The sequence below is a fragment of the Paenibacillus planticolens genome (assembly GCF_013141725.1).
GTDB classification, from domain to species: domain Bacteria; phylum Bacillota; class Bacilli; order Paenibacillales; family NBRC-103111; genus Paenibacillus_E; species Paenibacillus_E planticolens.
The window spans coordinates 422,739-441,331 of the sequence record NZ_WHNZ01000007.1 but is presented as its reverse complement, the minus strand read 5'-3'; the positions used below and the strand labels follow the sequence as shown (position 1 = coordinate 441,331).

Sequence of the window (18,593 nt, the reverse complement as noted above, 5' to 3'; positions counted from 1 at the left end):
CTGTGTATTGTTCATTTTACATGGTCGCATATTTCTCCTTATAGTGATTCAGCGTGATGAAGGGCCAAATATACCGGTAACTGTGATAGTGGGAATAAAAGCTGCCAGGCAGCCCGGAACCGGTCGGATAACGCGTCGTCCAATCATCCTTGTGCGTCTGGAGAAGCAGTTGACGAATGCCCCGCTCGATAGCAGGCAAAGGTTTTGCAGATACCGCGATGAGAGCGTCCAGCGCCCAAGCGGTTTGGGAGGGCGTACTTGCACCGAGCGGTACATAGCGCTTGAGATAATCGCTGCTGCAGGATTCACCCCAGCCTCCGTCTGCGTTCTGGATGCTCAGCAGCCACTCGGCTGCTTTCTTCACAGCAGGATGATCGGGATCGGCGCGAATGGCCATCAGGCCAGTCAAGGCGGCCCAAGTGCCATATATGTAACATATTCCCCAACGGCCGTACCACGAACCGTCCTCTTCTTGATGCGAGAACAGCCAATCAACTCCTCTGCGGACGAAGGCGTGATTGACGTCAAAGCCTGCAGTTGTACCAAGAAACTCCAGCGTCCTTCCTGTCAAATCTGCTGTGGAGGGATCGATGGCAGCTGCCGAAGCCCCGTCAATCGGGAATAGGGTGAGGAGCTTGTTGGTGACACCTCTTTCGAAAGCCGGCCATCCGCCGTCTTTATTTTGCATGGCTATCACCCAGTTTAATCCGCGGTTCCATGCATCTTGGTGAGCAGGATTGCTCCGCGTAGTTGAGCGAATGGCGCGCAAAGCCGCCGTCGCATCGTCCACATCAGGGTTTATGGTATTGGACTCGGAAAAGCCCCAACCGCCCGGAACAGGATGAGATACATGGAGACTCCAATCTCCTAACTTGGTATGCTGCATGCCAAACAAATAATGGACGGCCTTTCTAACGGTTGGATGCTCCTTGGAAACCCCGGCTTGCTGCATAGCTGTGGCCAGCAGTGCGGTATCCCAGATCGTGGAAGGGGAGTTCTGGAGGTGAACTTTTCCGCCCAGGTTCCACAACATCGAAGCGAGTCCGTTCAATGCAGCAGCAATCGTAGGATGCTTCTTATCATAACCGAGTGAAGTTAGCGCCATAATCATGAGAAGAGTGCTCGTCGAGTAGCTGTAAAGCGTTCCGTCCACTTCTATGCGATCAAGCATATAAGTTTCTGCAGCGTTCACAGCTCGTTTGTGGAGCTGTCCCGGCAGGCTGCCCAACTGTTTGATACCGCTATGAAGCTCAGTTAACAGTTGTTGAAAACCGCGGAGCAATTCAGGATCTTCTGCCACCGGGCGGTTCTCTGGCTGGGAAGCCGATAGTGAAGACATGTCATCGCTTTGAGACAAATGGGATAGGTCCGGTGTCGCGGCATTTTTCCTGACGAACTTGAGGTCAGCCATGATGAGAATAGGCGCAAAATGTACGCGCGCGAAACCGGAGAAGTCAAAAAAGCTGATAGGAGCGGAAGGCGGCAGCAAAAGAAACTCCAGTGGAATCATCAGCGAGGAAGGCCATGCGTACTGCCCCGCGAGTGCCAGAAAGACTTTCGTAAGGACGGTCTTTACACTTAAGAGTCCGCCTTTCGAAGAAATGAAGCGAGCCGCTTTCTTCATCGGTTCGTCTGATTTCCGGCTGTATCCCGAATATAGTAAAGCAAAGTAAGCATTCACGGTGGCATCCAAGTTGCCCTCCGCTTCATCATGATACACCTTCCAGGCGCCATTCGCTTCCTGATGGGCTGCAATACGATCGTGAAGTTGCTTGATCAACTCTTCTTCGGGAATCTCCAGGGTCCGAAGGACGATAATCAGGTAGGCATCGGTTAACAGACTATTTTCAAAGCAAAATCGCCATGAACCGTCTTCCTGCTGCAGTTTCTCGAGCAAGTGGGTCATGCGGAGAATTTCGTCATTCACATCGCTCATTATAGGCATACGCAATCCTCCTGCCGCTTCCAAGCAAAATTAGATGGATCTTTACATGATATGAGCCTTGCATGTTTTTAAGATAAAAAACTGCATCCAGCTTTTCCGGGAAAACAATAAAAGCCGCCAGTTGTTAATTTCCAACTGGTGGCTTTTATTTTTTCTTGGCACTAAGTTCAATTGTGAAAAGGGGAGGTGACGTCATAGTGATGAAGCGGAGTTTTTGGAACAAGCATGCACCCGATGATATAGATAAGCACGACGGTTCCAAAGCTGCTTAATGCGGCGATGATGACCAACAAGCGAATCAGGGTGGCATTGAATCCAAGCCATTCTGCTAGTCCTCCGCAAAGTCCTGTTAGTTTACTGTCTGTTCTCGAACGGAATAATTTGTTCATGAGTGATTGGCTCCTCTCTATTTTGCAACAAGGTTGAATTTGCACTGTTTCGTTCTATGTCTTTATTGTAGCTTCTGTATGGTTGTGCGAAAACGGACCAATGGCGGTTTTTGAAGCCGGACTAAAGACGGGGCTGGTCCACAACCTAAGGCAAGCGTTAGCAAAGAGACACACGCTTTTCGCGAAGATAACGGCCGCTGTGTCCGAAGCTTGATGAGAAGGTATAGACAAGGACCTAGCCGCAGGATAGGTCTTTCCTGTCATTTTTTATGCACCTGCCTTCCAAATATATTCGTAGACAGATATAATGAAATTTATAATATTTCCCTTTTTATCCATATCATAACTGGCGCTGGTGCTGCCTTTTTGCAACTATTTTACAACATATTTCTTTTACGGTTGTAAAATTTACTTCACTTAATAACTACTTAGGAGGTCGTAGAATGTATGCAAATGAATCTATTCTCAAAGGAAATCTGACATCTCTGCATCAACATTTAACAGCAAACTATCAGAACTTCATTATCGGAACGGTCAATGAAAGTTGTTTAAGGCTGGCCGTGTTTACCGGTACTTACCCGTGGCATTTCCATCCCGATTCCGATGAGCTGTTCCTCGTTCTGGAAGGAGAGCTGATTATTGAGCTGCATGACAAGAAATCAATTGTATTGGCTCCCAATGAGTATGTGACCATCCCTGCTGGCGTTTTGCATCGAACTCGCTCCGAGGTGCGAACAGTGAATTTATGCTTCGAGCATACGGAAGCGAATACGGTGTTTGTTGAGGAATCGAACGAAGTTAAATGACGATTACGATTTAAAGTGGTTGTCTTGAAGGTGAGTCAAAAAACCATTGACAATTAATGGATTTGGGGTTTTAATGATTATAACATTGTGATAATAACATTTTGTTTGTAACAATAACATTTTAATCAAACTAGGTGATCTACATGGATAAAGAGCTGCTAAAAGATAAGGATGGACTAACGGAAGCCGAGTTTTTACAGAGGTATGATGTCAGTATGTACGAAAGACCCTCTGTTACCGTAGATATGTTAATTTTCACTGTCACTAACGAAGAGAAAGAAAACTATAGAAAATTGCCGGAAAAGTCATTGAAACTGCTTCTGGTCAAAAGAGGGGTTCATCCATACATCGGGCAATGGGCTTTGCCTGGGGGATTTGTAACGAATGACGAGAGTGTGGATGAAGCCGCATTGCGAGAGCTGAAAAGCGAAACGAATATTGATGAAGTCTATATGGAACAGCTTTACACATGGGGAGATGTCAGAAGGGATCCGCGAACGAGAGTAGTCAGTTGTTCGTACATGGCACTTGTTGATTCCAAATCGCTAGAAGTGAAGGCGGGGGATGATGCGGACGAGGCGAGGTGGTTTAACGTTAGATACAGTGTCGTAGAAGAGAAGAAAACGATGCTGGAGAAGGATTTTGTATTTGAAAAGACGGTGAAAATTACGCTGTCAAACGATAAGGACATTCTGGAGGGCGTTATTAGAGTCATTGAAAAGTATGCAGGAAAAGCCGTAAAGGTTGCACGCGAGGTTCTCGTTTCAGATGGCATTGCATTCGATCATGCGGAAATGATCCAATATGCCGTTGAGAGACTTAGGAATAAGGTTGAGTACACGGATATAGCTTTCAACTTGATGCCGGAACTTTTTACATTGTCAGAACTTCAACAAGTTTATGAGGTTACGCTGGGGAAAGAGCTGCTTTCTGCTGCATTTAGAAGAAAAATAGCGAACATGGTTGAGGAAACGAATCAGTTTACGAAAGATGCAGGGCACAGGCCGGCAAAGCTGTTCAGATTTAACCCGAATTGGCGATATGTATAACTTGAAAATAACGTGCGTGATAACTTGATATTGATAGTTGGAGGTTAAAAATGAATGCAAACCTAAAATCTGCAAGAATGGCGGGAGTATTGTTTCTAGTTGCAACGGTAACGTATATGCTAGGCAAAGGATTAATGGACTCCATTCTAAATGAGCCAAACTATCTACTTCATGTTTATCCGAATCGAACGCAAATGATAACAGGAGTGCTCCTTGAACTAGTGAATTCCGTTGCCGTTGTCGGTATTGCCGTATTCCTGTTTCCAATCCTAAAAAAATATAATGAAAAGATTGCTCTTGGCTACGTTGCCTTCAGAGTAATTGAGGCTGTGATCCTTATCATTGGTGCAATCTCCCCGCTATTACTAATCCAATTCAGTCAGGCATATATAGATACAGGAGCACCTGCTGATTCCTATTATCAAGCGGTAGGCATGTTAGTCATCAAAGGGAACTATTATGCCTTTCAGTTGGCGATGATCGTTCTTGGTTTATATAGTCTGTTGTTTTGCTATTTCCTGTTGCAATCCAAACTCATTCCACGCTTGCTCTCCGTCTTGGGGCTTATTGGTTACGCATCGTTGTTAACCAGCGGTTTATTAGAGCTTTTCGGTTACAGTTCAGGAATGATTTTATTTCTTCCGGGAGCCTTATTTGAACTCCTATTTCCGATATGGCTCATAATAAAAGGATTTAACACCTCTACTATGGAACCAAAACAGTAAGGAGCATTCTTTATGAAGGCGGTTGTCTATACCAAATACGGAACCAAAGACGTTCTTAAGCTTAAAGAGGTTGAAAAACCGACTCCCAAGGCTAATGAAGTGCTCGTTCAAATCCACGCAGCCTCCGTAAATTCATGGGACTGGGATCTCCTGAGAGGTATTCCGTTCTTGGTTCGTCTTGGAGGGCTCCTCAAACCCAAATACAACATACTTGGAGCTGACGTGGCGGGACGAGTTGAAGCGGTGGGCAAACATGTCAAACAGTTTCGTCCTGGCGATGAGGTGTTCGGGGACATTTCCGGATGCGGTTGGGGCGGGTTTGCAGAATATGTATGTGCCCGCGAAGATGCGTTAACGTTGAAGTCTTCCGGTATGACATTCGACGAGGCGGCGGCTATCCCGCAAGCGGCAGTCCTCGCCTTGCAAGGGCTTCGTGCTCAAGGAAAGATCCAAAAAGGACAAAAAATTCTAATCAACGGTGCGGGCGGAGGCGTAGGTACGTTCGCCGTGCAAATGGCCAAATCCTTCGGGGGAGAAGTAACTGGCGTGGACAGCACGAATAAGCTGAATATGCTGAAGTCGATTGGCTTGGACCATGTCATTGATTACACTCAAATTGATTTCACCCAAAATGGGCAGCGCTATGATCTCATTCTAGATGTTGTCGGAACCCGATCGCTATTCGATTATAAGCGGGCATTAAGTCCTCAAGGTGCTTATGTCATGGTTGGAGGTTCTATGGCCAGAATCTTTCAGCTTCTGCTGTTGGGACCTTGGATTTCACGAATTAGTAAGGTGAAAATGGGGATTCTCATTCACAAACCAAACAAAGAAGATTTAAATATCATCAAAGAACTTTTCGAAGCTGACAAAGTCGTACCCGTTATCGATAGGCGTTATGCGCTAAATGAAGTGGCAGATGCCCTACAGTATTTGGGAGATGGCCATCCGCAGGGAAAAGTTGTTATTGTTGTTGAACAGGGAGGCGATTGACTGTGAAACTTTATTTTCGGGATAATTTTTTTAATGCCGGCGTGACAGAAATACTGAACGAACAGGAAGAAGAAATCGGTCATCTCGATTTAAAAAGTGCTTTTGGATCTGCAATCGATGTATATGGGCCCAAAAGCGAACTGCTGTGCAAAGGTGGTTTTCCATTTTTCTCGAACAGATGGGAGGTTACCGGTGCCAATGGGGAGGAGTTAGGTGTCTTAAGAAGCAGATTTGCTTTTTTCACTAAGAAATTCACCTATGAAACGGAGAGAAGAGGCAGCTTCGAGATCATTTCCCCCGCATTTTCGAAGGAGTATGAGGTAACTGACGATTCCGGGGCGCTTGTTGCTCATTTTGAACAAGTGAACGGCTGGTTTTCTTCAGGCGCTTTTCGACTGAGCAATCATAGTCAAGATTTGGATTCTTACGAGCTCGCGGCCGTCATTATGGGCATGCATGCGATTCAGAAAAGGCAGCGCTCTGCCGCAAATAACGCAACCTAGAAGGAGTGCGAGCGGACAGGCAGATGAGACTTCGAAAGGGGAATAGCGAGTGAAGCAGATAGGTGAGGGCAGGACGGCAGAAATATTCGAACATAATGATGAGAAGGTGTTGAAGCTTTATCGTTCCGGATTTCCGAAGAAAGCCATCATGTATGAATATAAGGTAAATACGCTTATAGCTTCTCTTGGCATTCCTGCTCCTAAAGTTTATGAGCTGGTTGAAGTTGAAGATCGAATCGGCATCCTATTTCAATATATAAAAGGCAGTTCGCTTATTCATAAGACTGTTCAGAACCCCCTTGAGTTAAAGCGTTATGCCAAAATTCTGGCTGAGCTGCATGTCCTCATACATACACATGAAATATATACAACCGATCTAAGCAACCAAATACGCCTACAAAAAGAAATGTTGGAACATAATATTCAACAAGCTAAACTCCTTTCGGACTCTGAACAAATGGCGATTATAGAGCATTTGGAAAAGCTGCCGAACGGTCGCGCACTTTGTCATGGAGATTTTCACCCGGATAATGCGATGGTCGACGAACAGCAATGGATCATCGATTGGATGAATGGAATGATTGGCCATCCCGCCGGGGATGTCGCGCGTACGCTGCTCTTATTTCGTTATGGCACTCTGCCTGAGGGCATTCCTAGTCACTTCAAGGAAGCTCTTTCTCAAATGAGGGACAATATGGGGGATGAGTATCTAGACCACTATCTTACTTGTACTAACCTTCTATTCGAAGAAATCGACCAGTGGCTGCTGCCTGTTGCCGCAGCAAGATTAACGGAATGGATTCCCGATGAAGAGAAAGAGGCGTTGCTTTCTTTCATCAGAGAGCGTTTGCTTTTAAAATGAATGTGAAATGCTCGTAATCCGGGAAGAACGCATCAAGAACGCTATCCGTTCTTGGGTCATTTACGTATTGGCCTGCGGTATTCAAGCGTTCTTCAGGCGTAACTGTAAAAAGGAGATCGATGAGATGTCAATCAAACAAATTTCTGAGCATATTTGGAGCGTGAGAACATGGATGATTATCCCTGTGCATGTTTGGGCAGTCGTGGATCACGATGGCGTTACGCTCGTCGATGCGGGTGTTCCATGGATGGCTAAAAGCATCTTGCGACTCATCAATGAACTTGGACCGCTGAAACAAATTGTACTAACGCACGGACATGGTGATCATGTCGGTACACTGAAGCGAATCCTGCAAGTTCATTCTGTACCTGTATTTGCTCATCGAAAAGAAATCCCTTTTGTAGAAGGGAGGACCCCTTATCCGGGCAGAAGCAAAGCTGTCGCTCAAGTCGCTAAAGGTGTCTTGCAACCCTTGCCGGAGGACGAGGACGGGCGGCTTTCACCGATCGGCGGACTTACGCCGTACTTCACGCCAGGTCATTCACCGGGGCATGTCGTCTATTATCATGAAAAAGACGATGTCTTGCTTACTGGAGATTTATTCAACTCTAAAAAAGGAAAGCTCTTCATGGCGCGGTTTACACCAGACCCTGAGGAAGCGCTGCGCAGCAGCGCAATTGTCAAGCAGCTCAATCCAAAGCGACTGGAAGTATGTCACGGCGATACGGTTTTTCAGCCGGCGGAGCAGTTGGATGAGTTAATGAAAAGGTAATAGATAGCAGGGTCAAAGGTTTCGAACCTTGACCCTGCTATTTTTTTTATAGAAATGGCGTGGGGACCGCATTTGAAAAACAATGGCAAAAAACAACAAAAAAAGGCTGATAAACGTAAATACAAAAGAATAGAAGGACATATATGCTTGTGATACACTCGTTTCATTTTTGTGCGGAGGGAGGCTCGGTTAGAAAACAACAAATCTGCGAGTAATAAAAAAAGAGGAGAGTTATACAATTGAAAATGACTAAAAGGTTTGTGCAACTGCTTATCTTTTCTATGCTTATCTGCATTCTTTTTCCGTATAACCTATCTATCAGCCACGCAGCAGAATCCATACCTAACGGGACTAATTATGGATTGAAGGCGGAGTATTATAAGAACTCGGGACCAAGTGAGTTTAAATTTGAACAATTAATAACGACGGTCGTTGATCCGTACATTAATTTTAGTTCGTTGGAAGGCACTTTCAAGACGCTGGTCGGTCAGACAGATCATGTAAATGTAAGATGGACAGGACAGATCACACCGGGATTCTCTGAAAATTATACGTTTTGGATGATAGGCGATAACGGATTCAGACTGTGGATTGACAACAAGCTAGTCATCGACCATTGGGTGGACGATTGGGATAAGGAACAAACGAGCAATCCGATTTTATTGGCTGCAGGTCAGAAATATGACATAAAAATTGAATATTTCCAGAATACCGGCGGTTCGAACTTGTTTTTACGTTGGGGGAGCCAAAGCGTACCGAAGCAAATCGTGCCGGCGGAAGCGTTCACTTTACCTGCCGATTTTGAAAATAACGGGCCTGTCTCTGGTTCGGTTTTACCCGACGGGCTGCATGCAGAATTTACATTTGCGGAGGCATTAGCGGAGCTGGGGAGCAACGCGCGGGAGCAGCTCTCAGCCAATGTGTTAGGGAAGAATTGGCCGATTAAATCGGCGGCATTGAAATCCGGCGACCCGAAGACGGTCCAAATTGAGTTTGAGTATCCGATGTATTACCAAGATGCCCCTATGGCGAATATCGGATATACAGGTGGCGGCGCCCTTATGTACGCTGGAAGCAGCAAGCCTGTGAAAGATTTCTATCTTGCCATTAAAAATGATTCCACCTATCAGATCGAAACCCCGTGGGCAAACGATGTAGATGAGAACAATCCTCTGCCGGAATATCCACGGCCGCAGATGGTTCGTGATCAATGGCTAAACCTGAATGGAAAATGGGAATTCCAGTCTGCCAAACAGGGGGATGCGCTTCCAACCGGTCAAAAGCTGAAAGAGTACATAACTGTACCTTTTGCAGTAGAATCTAAATTATCGGGCATTCAGCGTCAAGAACAGCTCATGTGGTATAAACGAAGCTTCACGGTGCCTCAAAATTGGAATGGACAGCATGTGAAATTGAATTTTGGTGCCGTTGATTATGAAACGGACGTGTATGTGAACGGAACAAAAGTCGGAACTCATAAAGGCGGATACACTGCATTCAGCTTTGATATTACAGATCAATTACAGTCCGGAGAGAATGAGTTGATCGTTCATGTCGTCGATTATACGGATACGAAAGGGGATCAAATCAAAGGGAAGCAAACGGTCGTACAGCCGGGAGGCATTTGGTATACGTCCGTGTCTGGCATCTGGCAAACGGTGTGGCTCGAGCCGGTCGCTGCCGCGAGCATTGAGCGGATGGATATGGTACCTGATATTTGGAATGGCCAATTGAAGCTATCCGTCGATACGGTCAATGGAGCAGGTAAAACAGTAGAAGCCGTAGCTCTAAAAAATGGCGTTGAAGTTGGCCGCATTAGCGGAAATCCCGGTGCGGAATTACTGCTTCCTGTTCCGGATGCGAGATGGTGGACACCGGATGATCCGTTCCTCTACGATCTACAAGTATCCTTGAAAGACGGGGGAAAGATCGTTGATAAAATAGACAGCTATTTCGGAATGAGAGAAATAAAACTAGGGAAAGTTGACGGCATCCAGCGGCCTTTGTTGAATGGGAAATTCGTCTTTCAGATGGGAACTTTGGATCAGGGATACTGGCCGGACGGCCTCTATACGGCGCCAACAGACGCAGCACTGAAATTTGACATTGAAGCTGAAAAACGTATGGATATGAACATGATCCGCAAACATATTAAGATTGAACCGGCCCGTTGGTATTACTGGGCGGACAAACTGGGGCTTCTTGTGTGGCAGGACATGCCTAGCGGAACCAGTAGGGAAGTTGCGGCGCAGCAGCAATTTTACAAAGAATTCGATGAGATGATCAAACAATTGCAAAATTCACCTTCCATTGTGGTATATATTGTCTTTAATGAAGGATGGGGTCAATTCGACAATGGAGGGAATTATACGAGAGAGGCCATCGCACATGCTTTAAAAGCGGATCCGACCCGTCTTATTAACGGTGTCACTGGATGGTATGACGCGGGAGGCGGAGATAACGAGTCGAAAGCCGGTCATTTCCTGGATTGGCACAGGTATCCTGCACCGGATTCTCCCACTCCTTCGGAGTACAGGGCAGCCACGCTTGGTGAATACGGAGGCTTAGGTCTTCGCGTGCCTGGGCATGAATTCAGTCCCTTGACCGTTTATGCTGAATTATTAATGAACAGTAAGGAAGAGTTAACAGACAAATATATCAGTTATATTCAAACGCTTAAAAAGTTGAAAGACAAACCCGGACTTAGTGCGGCTGTTTACACACAAATTTCAGATGTCGAGTACGAAATCAACGGATTACTAAGTTATGACCGCAAGGTGGAAAAGGTTGACTTCGCACGCGTTGCCGCAGCGCACAGAGATTTAATCGGGAACAGCAATAGATCCGATCTGTTGAATAGCATTCATGCCTCAGCGCAAATGCGTGACCAAGCAATAGTAGGCGATGGACCGGGGCAATATAAGCAAGTAGTCATCGATCATTTCTCTGCAGCTATCGCAGATGCTCAAGCTGTATATGATAATACTCAAACCACTGCGGATGGAGTTAAGGAAGCAATCACTTCTTTAGATGCAGCCGTCAAGCAATTTCGCGCTAAAATCAACAAGCCTCTGCATTTTCTAGATAACTTTGACGATAGAAATGCTGATGGTTGGACGACTTATGGCGGCGTGTGGAGTGCTGCCAGCGGTGCTTTCACGGTGATCAACGGGGAAGGTTATAAAGCAGTTGCTAATGATACCCATTTCCAAAACTTCACGTATGAAGCGGATGTTTCGATGAGTGCCAGCCCCGATTTAGCCAATGCAGGCGTTATTTTCAGAGTTAGCAATCCGACAATCGGAACAGATAACCTGCAGGGATACTATGCAGGCATTACGCTCGCTGGACGAGTGCAGTTAGGCAGGCTGGATAATAATTGGACCGAGTTGGCCAATAACGCTGTCCCGTCGATCAGCGTAGATACAGTTTATCGATTGAAAGTTGTGGCCGCGGGGCCCAAAATTGATGTTTATGTCAATAACATGCTTGTGGCAAGTGCCGTAGACAGTACCTTTACAGAAGGTGCTATCGGAGTTCGCACATACAAGGCTAATGCAACTTTTGATAATATCCGTGTGACAGAAACGGAAGATGAGGACATACCGAACGCTCAAATGACATTGGAAGGCGCAAGCAGCGTAATGGAGGGTTCGACATTTACCGTAAAACTAGGGGTGTCGAATGTAACAAACACCGTGTATGCTTCTGATATTACGTTGAACTATGGAGCTGATTTATTCGAGCTTCAGGAGGTTCAATCAGCTGCAGACGGGATCGTCGTTCTAAAATACGTCGATGATCATAAAGGCCGAGTGCGCATACTACTGGCGAACATTGGCAAAGAGCTTCCAAGCAAGCAAGAGATCCCATTTGTTAACCTCAAATTTATTGCGAAAGGTTCTCCGAATACTTCGGGTAAAATCTCGGTGATCAAAGCAGTCATCGCCGATGAGGGTGGCGTGGAGTCAGAAGCTTCAGCGGCTGAGCTTGCTGTGAGCATTAAGGGTATTGTCTCAGACGGAGATCTGAACCATGACGGTAAATTCTCCATTGGCGATGTCGCGATGATTGCCAGTCACTATGGCAAGGACAGCAGCAGTCCGGACTGGAACGTTGCAAGAACAGCCGACTTGAATGGCGATGGCAAGGTGGATATTGTAGACCTTGCGATGATAGCGCAAAAGGTTTTGAGTCAGTAGTGACGCTCCAACATACGAGTCTAGACAAGGACCCAGCCGAAGGCTGGGTCTTTTTATCGTCACTTACTATTGGTTTATAATTATCTGAAAAGTAGATTAATTACTTTTAGCTTGCAACTTATTAAAAATAAGTTATAATAAAAATTGTAACAAATAAAATTACAGAATGTGAGAGTGAGATCATGGCAACTGTACTTTATATTACTGCAAATCCTAATGACCACCAAACTTCATACAGCTTAGCGGTCGGCAAAGAATTCGTCGATGCATATCGCGAAGCAAATCCTGGTGACGAAGTTATCCATCTTGATTTATTCAAATTGAACATTCCGCAAATTGATGCCGATGTATTCAGCGGTTGGGGAAAACTGCAATCCGGCGCTGATTTCAGCACGCTAACAGCTGATGAGCAGGCAAAAGTTGCCCGTCTGGGTGAAATTGTTGACCAATACGTTGCCGCTGACAAGTATGTATACGTTTCTCCAATGTGGAACTTCTCGTTCCCGCCAGTTATGAAAGCATACATTGATGCGATTTGCTCAGCCGGCAAAACGTTCAAATACACAGAGCAAGGTCCTGTAGGCTTGCTTACAACCAAAAAAGCGCTCCACATTCAAGCGTCCGGCGGCGTATACTCCGAAGGTCCTGCTGCAGGCTTCGAGAGCGGACACAGCTACTTGAAAAAAGTTATGCAATTCACTGGCGTACCTAGCTTCGAAGGCATTTTTGTTGAAGGTATGGCCGCTATGCCAGCTAAAGCCCAAGAAATTAAAGCGAACGCAATTGCAAATGCGAAAGAAGTTGCAAAACGCTTCTAAGATGGGTCGGCAAAAAGACCGCATCAGGCCATATGGCTTGAGCGGTCTTTTTTTACGATAATACGGCCTTAATCCATTTCAATATGAACAAAATCATGTGGATTGTTCCGAATAAATGAACCGATGATTTGATGTGTTTTCAATGAGGTTTGGCAAAGGTCATCATACAACGGAGTTATAGAAGTCATCAATTCCGGGTCATTGTTCAAATCATTGAACGATACCTTGAAATTCTCTAAGCACATGGCGTGATTTCTTTGATGAAGAATCTTTTCCATACTTTCTAATACATGTAACGCTGCATGATCGCCGAAGAAATGCAATCCGTTTTTGAGCCCTGCCCATCGCTCTGGTTGTGCAATAAAATAGGCACTCCACCAGTAAAAGTCGGCAACAGATTTCAGTGCGTGATTGTAATAGGCCCGAAATACGAACAATGCTTGTTGTCCCCGCGAAAGCTCCTTGAAAAGACCTGATTTGAAGTCACCGCCTCGCGTCAGAATGTCCTTATAAGCTTTAATGATCGGATCTACACAAGCCACCTCGATTGCTCCATCCGCTAATGCTTCGAAAGTTTCTTGCCTCATTTTAACTATCAATACTTGATCACCCTTTCGAAACTATTATACATTATTTGGAAAATGGATGGAATAACGAAATAAAATAAGTTTTGCCAGCATAGTTTATTCCCTTCACGAATATTCCAGTTACTAAGGCATAGAAATGATGAGTTATTTGGGAAAAGGGGAGAACAGCGTGAATAAAAACGGCCGTATATGTATGTTGCTTATTTTCATACTCTCGTTGTCAGCCTGTACGTCAGCCAATGTCGCTTTGAACACGCCAGACCCGTCCGTACAACCAACTGCCGCTGTGCCAGAGATGACAACCACCCCATCACCCTCCGTCTCACCAATTGTAGCTACACCTTCACCTTCACCTCTGCCAAGTATCACGCCCGCATTCGATCCTCCGGTACACTTCAGCTATCCGGATGCCGTACGCGGGATTTATGTAACCGGCTGGTCAGCCGGCGGCCAACGAATGGCGAAGCTGCTTTCACTTGTTGATCAAACCGACCTCAATGCCATGGTGATTGATATCAAGGATGATGACGGTTACCTCACATTTAAGCCGGAGGGAAAACTTGCTGAATTTGGTCAGCCTTATATCAAAGATCCGCAATCGCTTATGAAAACACTTGAGCAGCATAACATTTATCCGATCGCTCGAATTGTTTCGTTTAAAGATACGGTGTTGGCGAAAAAACGTCCTGATCTTTCATTTATTGATGGCAGCAGCACTTGGCGCAATGCGAACGGTGACGGGTTTATCAACCCGTTCCTTAAGGAATCATGGGATCATAACGTAGAAGCAGCCAAACTAGCTGCAGAACTAGGATTTAAAGAAATCCAGTTCGACTATGTTCGATTTCCGGAAGGTTTTGAAAGCAGGGACCAAGTTTTGAAGTATTCCATGGGGGATTACAAAGATAGAAAACCTGCGAAATTTATACAAGAAGAAAATGCCTATATCGAAGCTTCTAAGAAATATCAAGACGAATTGTCTGCCTTACAGATAAAAGTGACGGATGCTACTACTACTTACAATTCAACGCAAACCGACGAAAATAAAAAAACGATGGAGGAAGCGCAAAAAAGTGTGTCCAGTTTAAAAAAAGCAGCGCCTCAAGCGCCGGATTTCAGCGATAAAGCGCGCATGACACAGCTTCGTGTTGATGCTGTCAGCGATTTTGTGGCTTATGCCAAAGAACAATTAAAACCGTATGGTGTGCATGTTTCCGTTGATATCTTCGGATATTCTGCTACATTGCCGGAAGCTCCGGGTATCGGCCAGAATTTTAACCGTATTGCCAGTTCGGTTGATGTCATTTCGTCTATGATTTATCCAAGTCACTGGTCCAATGGTTATTTCGGGATTGCTAAGCCGGATAAAGAGCCATATCAGCTTGTTACGGCATACATGAAAGCGGAAAAAGAAAAGTTTGCTCTCCTCCAGACGCCTCCGATATCACGTCCATGGATTCAAGATTTTACCGCAAGCTGGTTAGGCGCCGGCAATTATATTCCATATGGGAAGGCAGAGGTAGACGCCCAAATTAGAGCCTTAAAAGATGCCAATGTGCATGAATACCTCATCTGGAATGCTAACAATTCCTACTCAGAAGGTGTAACTTATATGCCCTAGGAAAGAGCAATCCCTCCAGCCGAGTGGGCCGGGGGGACTTTTGGCGTTTGGAAAGAAGTCAAGTTACGACTATACAAAGTAAAATGTAAGGGATATCGAAGTGAGAATATAAGTTTTACAATAAAATATGTGGAAGGGGGAGGGACAGATTTGTTTGTGTAGATACAGAGTGTATCAAAAATGCGAAAGTACGATTCTGACGGTAATAGAACTATCGACATCGCAGATCTCGTTTTCGCAGCCAATATCATTGGCGATTAACTAATGACAGAGGAGATGTATCGCTTGAGAAAATGGACTCTATTTCTTATTGTGACAATGCTGCTTTTTTTGCTTCCCGCCAATATGATGGCCAGCGAGGCGACTGTGGCAGCGGCTGCGGATCCAAGTTTGGTTCTTAGAATGGATAATCAACATATCGCCAGCGGCAGCTCAACCAATTTGAACGATAAAGTAGACGCGCTGAAGGTATTGGACGAAGGAACGATCATTGTAAGATTTCGCTATACGCCAGGATCAAGCATTATGTCTTTGTTCTCGCTGAGCAACAATACGACGGCTAATGGACATTTCCATCTCTATATTTCGCCAACCGCCATCGGCAGCGAGAACCGCTATGCAGAGCCTGGACAAACGCAAGTCAACACGCATGTCAAAACAGATGCTCTCGTTCTTAAGGAAAATGAAGTTCATACCGTGGCAATGGTCATGGATAAAGCCAAAGGATACAAATACTTCCTGGATGGCGTAATGGTCAAACAGGATACAACGTCTGCCCGCAAATTTCTGAACAATATCTATGCTCCGAACAGCGCAAAATTAGGACTTACGGAAAGACCGGCCGGCTCCAACCAATACCCTTTTACTGGGGATATTGACTTTGCTGAAGTGTACAGCAAACCTCTTGCCGATCAAGAGTTGGTCAGTATAACCGGGGTCACCAATACGGTGCCCATCGTTAATCCAATTCCGGATGGTGCGAAAATAACGGCGCCACTCAACGTATTCACTCCCGGTTTCATGAATTCCAGCTACTACCGGATTCCCGCGCTGCTTCAAACGAAGAAAGGAACATTGATTGCGGGCATCGACCGCCGAAATGCCAGCGCGGCAGATTCTCCCAACAATATTGACGCTGTCGTAAGAAGAAGCTTCGATCAAGGCACAACGTGGGAAACGAACGGAATCGTCGTCAACGATTATCCCAATCAAGCATCGAATATCGATATGTCGCTCATGCAGGACCAAAGCACAGGGAGAATATTTTCGCTCGTTGACGGCTTCCCTCATGGCGGAGGGCTTGGGGGCGGATTTGGCACTAATGCTTATAAAGGCACCGGATTTAAAACAATAAATGGCAAATCATATATGTTCCTTACCGACTCTTCCGCTAAGGAATATACGATAAGAGAAGAAGGCAAGGTCTACGATGCCGCTGGAGCGGTAACCAACTATACGGTTGATATGAAACGGAATCTGTATTTGAACGGAGTTAAAATCGATAATGTTTTTGGCCAAAACTCACCGTTGAAAGCTTATAAAACCTCATATCTTGAGCTGTACTACAGCGATGATGAGGGGGCGACGTGGACCGGTCCCATCGATTTGAACGGCGAGACGAAAGAAGAGTGGATGATTTTCCTTGGTACGGGCCCTGGATCGGGCATTCAGTTAACGCAAGGAATTCATAAAGACAGACTCGTATTTCCCGTTTATTTCTTGAACGATAACAACAAACAGGCAAGCGCAGTCATTTACAGCGATGATCATGGCCAAACTTGGCATCGCGGCAAATCTCCGAATGAAGGACGCGATGTTGGCGGCGGCGTCATCATTCATGAGAAAGATTTTACGAATTCAGCCCATGAGCTGACGGAATCGCAAGTTGTCGAAATGCCGGACGGGCAGCTTAAGCTATTCATTCGAAATTACTCCGGCTATGCCCAAATAGCGACGAGCTTCGATGGCGGCGAAACCTGGGATGCGACAGTCGTTACGGAAAATGCGCTTATTGCCGCATATTGTCAAATGACGGCCATTCGCTACAACGGCAAGATTGATGGCAAAGACGCCGTTATTTTCGCCTCTCCCGGCAATTCGTCCAGCCGCATTAACGGTACAGTCCGCGTTGGGCTAATCAATGAAAACGGAACATACCCAAATGGAAGAACACGCTATACGTTCGATTGGAAATATTCGCAATTGGTTAAAGACGGTACCTATGCGTATTCCAGCCTTGCTAACTTATCGAATGGTGAGATAGGGCTTTTCTACGAGGGAACGGACAATACGAACATGAGCTATATCAAATTCAATGTCGAATATTTGAAATGGCAGCGCCAAGCTACCAATCCTGCGCCAAAGCTTTCGTCCATCGCCCTTGAAGCATTAAAGCCAAACGGCTATGCATCAGGCGATAAGCTGAGAATAAAAACCGTATTCAACAGCTACGTTATGCTGAGCGGGAACAGAGCTTTGACAGGAACAATCGGAGGCAAAAATGTTAATTTCCAATTAGTGAGCCAAAGTTCGGCAGGTACCGAATTCGTCTTTGAAGGCTCGTTTCCTGAGCTTGCTGCAGGTTCCTACCCCATTGAAGCCGCTTTTGCTTCGGACTTAAATATTTATAACTCTTATGGGAATACGCTTTCGAAACAAGCGGATGAGAACAAATTCACAGGCACGATCAAAACGCTGTCTGAAGCTGGGGAGGACAATGCCGCAACGCATTTAACCGGAGAAAGCGTTGTTCAAGCAGGCAAGGAGTTCGCTGTCCGCTTTGAGTTAAGCGGCCTGACACAGAACGTGTTCGCGCAGGATATTTCTTTGAGCTTCGATGAGGGTGCCTTCGATTTCGTGTCAGCGAAATCATTGATTCCTGGTGTTGATGTAGTTGCAAGTGTAAATCAAACGCCTGGCAAATTGCGGTTTATCGTTGCCAGCGAAGGACCTGAGCACGCCGTAACCGGACATGCACAGGTGCTGGAGATGACTTTTAAATCTAAAGATACTCAGCAGACTGTGAACGCTGTAATATCAGTTGTTGATGCAACGATGGGCGATGAGCACGGTGCTGAAACAAGTGCAGTTCCTTCTTCGTTGAGTGTTGAAGTAACACCGGCAGCTCCAGGCATCCCAGGGGATTTCAACAATGATGGCAAAGTTAGCATAGGGGATCTTGCCATTATCGCAGCCCACTACGGCAAAGATTCTTCAAGTCCGGATTGGGAGCAAGTGAAACAGTACGACCTGGATCATAATGGAAGCATCGACATTAACGATCTAGCGGCCGTTGCCAGCAAAATTTTAGAATAAATGAAG

At 45.6% G+C, this 18,593-nt stretch carries 14 protein-coding genes; 11 read left to right on the top strand and 3 right to left on the bottom strand.

Annotated elements, in window-relative coordinates; all coding sequences use genetic code 11:
- Window positions 1-16: 16 nt before the first annotated feature.
- Together shc and GC097_RS02385 are read right to left on the bottom strand one after the other, a co-directional pair.
- On the bottom strand, window positions 17-1,945 hold the full coding sequence (gene shc, locus GC097_RS02390; RefSeq protein WP_171681735.1) for a squalene--hopene cyclase: 1,929 nt from the start codon (window positions 1,943-1,945) through the stop codon (window positions 17-19).
- 167 nt (window positions 1,946-2,112) lie between these two features.
- The gene (locus GC097_RS02385) at window positions 2,113-2,334 is read right to left on the bottom strand and encodes a PspC domain-containing protein (RefSeq protein ID WP_171681734.1); all 222 of its coding nucleotides are present in this window, start codon (window positions 2,332-2,334) and stop codon (window positions 2,113-2,115) included.
- Window positions 2,335-2,777: 443 nt separating this feature from the next.
- Here GC097_RS02385 and GC097_RS02380 point away from each other — a divergent pair, with 443 nt between their 5' ends.
- From GC097_RS02380 to GC097_RS02340, 9 genes are all read left to right on the top strand, one after another.
- The gene (locus GC097_RS02380) at window positions 2,778-3,140 is read left to right on the top strand and encodes a cupin domain-containing protein (protein WP_171681733.1); all 363 of its coding nucleotides are present in this window, start codon (window positions 2,778-2,780) and stop codon (window positions 3,138-3,140) included.
- A 143-nt stretch (window positions 3,141-3,283) separates the two neighbouring features.
- Window positions 3,284-4,189, top strand: a complete 906-nt coding sequence (locus GC097_RS02375) for an NUDIX hydrolase (protein WP_171681732.1) — start codon at window positions 3,284-3,286, stop codon at window positions 4,187-4,189.
- A gap of 50 nt (window positions 4,190-4,239) precedes the next feature.
- Window positions 4,240-4,914, top strand: coding sequence for a DUF4386 domain-containing protein (locus tag GC097_RS02370; protein WP_171681731.1), 675 nt, complete (start codon window positions 4,240-4,242; stop codon window positions 4,912-4,914).
- Between the two features lie 12 nt (window positions 4,915-4,926).
- Window positions 4,927-5,907, top strand: coding sequence for an NAD(P)-dependent alcohol dehydrogenase (locus GC097_RS02365; protein WP_171681730.1), 981 nt, complete (start codon window positions 4,927-4,929; stop codon window positions 5,905-5,907).
- Window positions 5,908-5,909: 2 nt separating this feature from the next.
- The gene (locus tag GC097_RS02360) at window positions 5,910-6,410 is read left to right on the top strand and encodes an LURP-one-related/scramblase family protein (RefSeq protein WP_171681729.1); all 501 of its coding nucleotides are present in this window, start codon (window positions 5,910-5,912) and stop codon (window positions 6,408-6,410) included.
- Between the two features lie 49 nt (window positions 6,411-6,459).
- On the top strand, window positions 6,460-7,272 hold the full coding sequence (locus tag GC097_RS02355; RefSeq protein WP_171681728.1) for a phosphotransferase family protein: 813 nt from the start codon (window positions 6,460-6,462) through the stop codon (window positions 7,270-7,272).
- 124 nt (window positions 7,273-7,396) lie between these two features.
- The gene (locus GC097_RS02350) at window positions 7,397-8,044 is read left to right on the top strand and encodes an MBL fold metallo-hydrolase (protein WP_171681727.1); all 648 of its coding nucleotides are present in this window, start codon (window positions 7,397-7,399) and stop codon (window positions 8,042-8,044) included.
- Window positions 8,045-8,325: 281 nt separating this feature from the next.
- Window positions 8,326-12,246, top strand: a complete 3,921-nt coding sequence (locus GC097_RS02345; RefSeq protein ID WP_171681726.1) for a PA14 domain-containing protein — start codon at window positions 8,326-8,328, stop codon at window positions 12,244-12,246.
- A gap of 182 nt (window positions 12,247-12,428) precedes the next feature.
- Window positions 12,429-13,064: an FMN-dependent NADH-azoreductase gene (locus GC097_RS02340; RefSeq protein ID WP_171681725.1), complete on the top strand. Its 636-nt coding sequence runs from the start codon at window positions 12,429-12,431 to the stop codon at window positions 13,062-13,064.
- Window positions 13,065-13,132: 68 nt separating this feature from the next.
- Here GC097_RS02340 and GC097_RS02335 read toward each other — a convergent pair whose 3' ends face one another.
- Entirely contained in the window at window positions 13,133-13,663 is a 531-nt protein-coding gene (locus tag GC097_RS02335; protein ID WP_171681724.1) for a hypothetical protein, read from the bottom strand.
- Between the two features lie 157 nt (window positions 13,664-13,820).
- On the opposite strand from GC097_RS02335, the gene GC097_RS02330 reads away from it, so the two are divergent.
- Both GC097_RS02330 and GC097_RS02325 read left to right on the top strand, forming a co-directional pair.
- The gene (locus GC097_RS02330; protein ID WP_171681723.1) at window positions 13,821-15,272 is read left to right on the top strand and encodes a putative glycoside hydrolase; all 1,452 of its coding nucleotides are present in this window, start codon (window positions 13,821-13,823) and stop codon (window positions 15,270-15,272) included.
- 285 nt (window positions 15,273-15,557) lie between these two features.
- Entirely contained in the window at window positions 15,558-18,587 is a 3,030-nt protein-coding gene (locus tag GC097_RS02325) for a sialidase domain-containing protein (RefSeq protein ID WP_171681722.1), read from the top strand.
- Window positions 18,588-18,593: the final 6 nt, after the last annotated feature.

Coding starts and splice junctions, on each gene's coding strand:
- GC097_RS02385 (WP_171681734.1), bottom strand. CDS start 2,334: ATGAACAAATTATTCCGTTCGAGAACAGACAGTAAACTAACAGGACTT.
- GC097_RS02365 (WP_171681730.1), top strand. CDS start 4,927: ATGAAGGCGGTTGTCTATACCAAATACGGAACCAAAGACGTTCTTAAG.
- GC097_RS02370 (WP_171681731.1), top strand. CDS start 4,240: ATGAATGCAAACCTAAAATCTGCAAGAATGGCGGGAGTATTGTTTCTA.
- GC097_RS02350 (WP_171681727.1), top strand. CDS start 7,397: ATGTCAATCAAACAAATTTCTGAGCATATTTGGAGCGTGAGAACATGG.
- GC097_RS02340 (WP_171681725.1), top strand. CDS start 12,429: ATGGCAACTGTACTTTATATTACTGCAAATCCTAATGACCACCAAACT.
- shc (WP_171681735.1), bottom strand. CDS start 1,945: ATGCCTATAATGAGCGATGTGAATGACGAAATTCTCCGCATGACCCAC.
- GC097_RS02375 (WP_171681732.1), top strand. CDS start 3,284: ATGGATAAAGAGCTGCTAAAAGATAAGGATGGACTAACGGAAGCCGAG.
- GC097_RS02380 (WP_171681733.1), top strand. CDS start 2,778: ATGTATGCAAATGAATCTATTCTCAAAGGAAATCTGACATCTCTGCAT.
- GC097_RS02345 (WP_171681726.1), top strand. CDS start 8,326: ATGCTTATCTGCATTCTTTTTCCGTATAACCTATCTATCAGCCACGCA.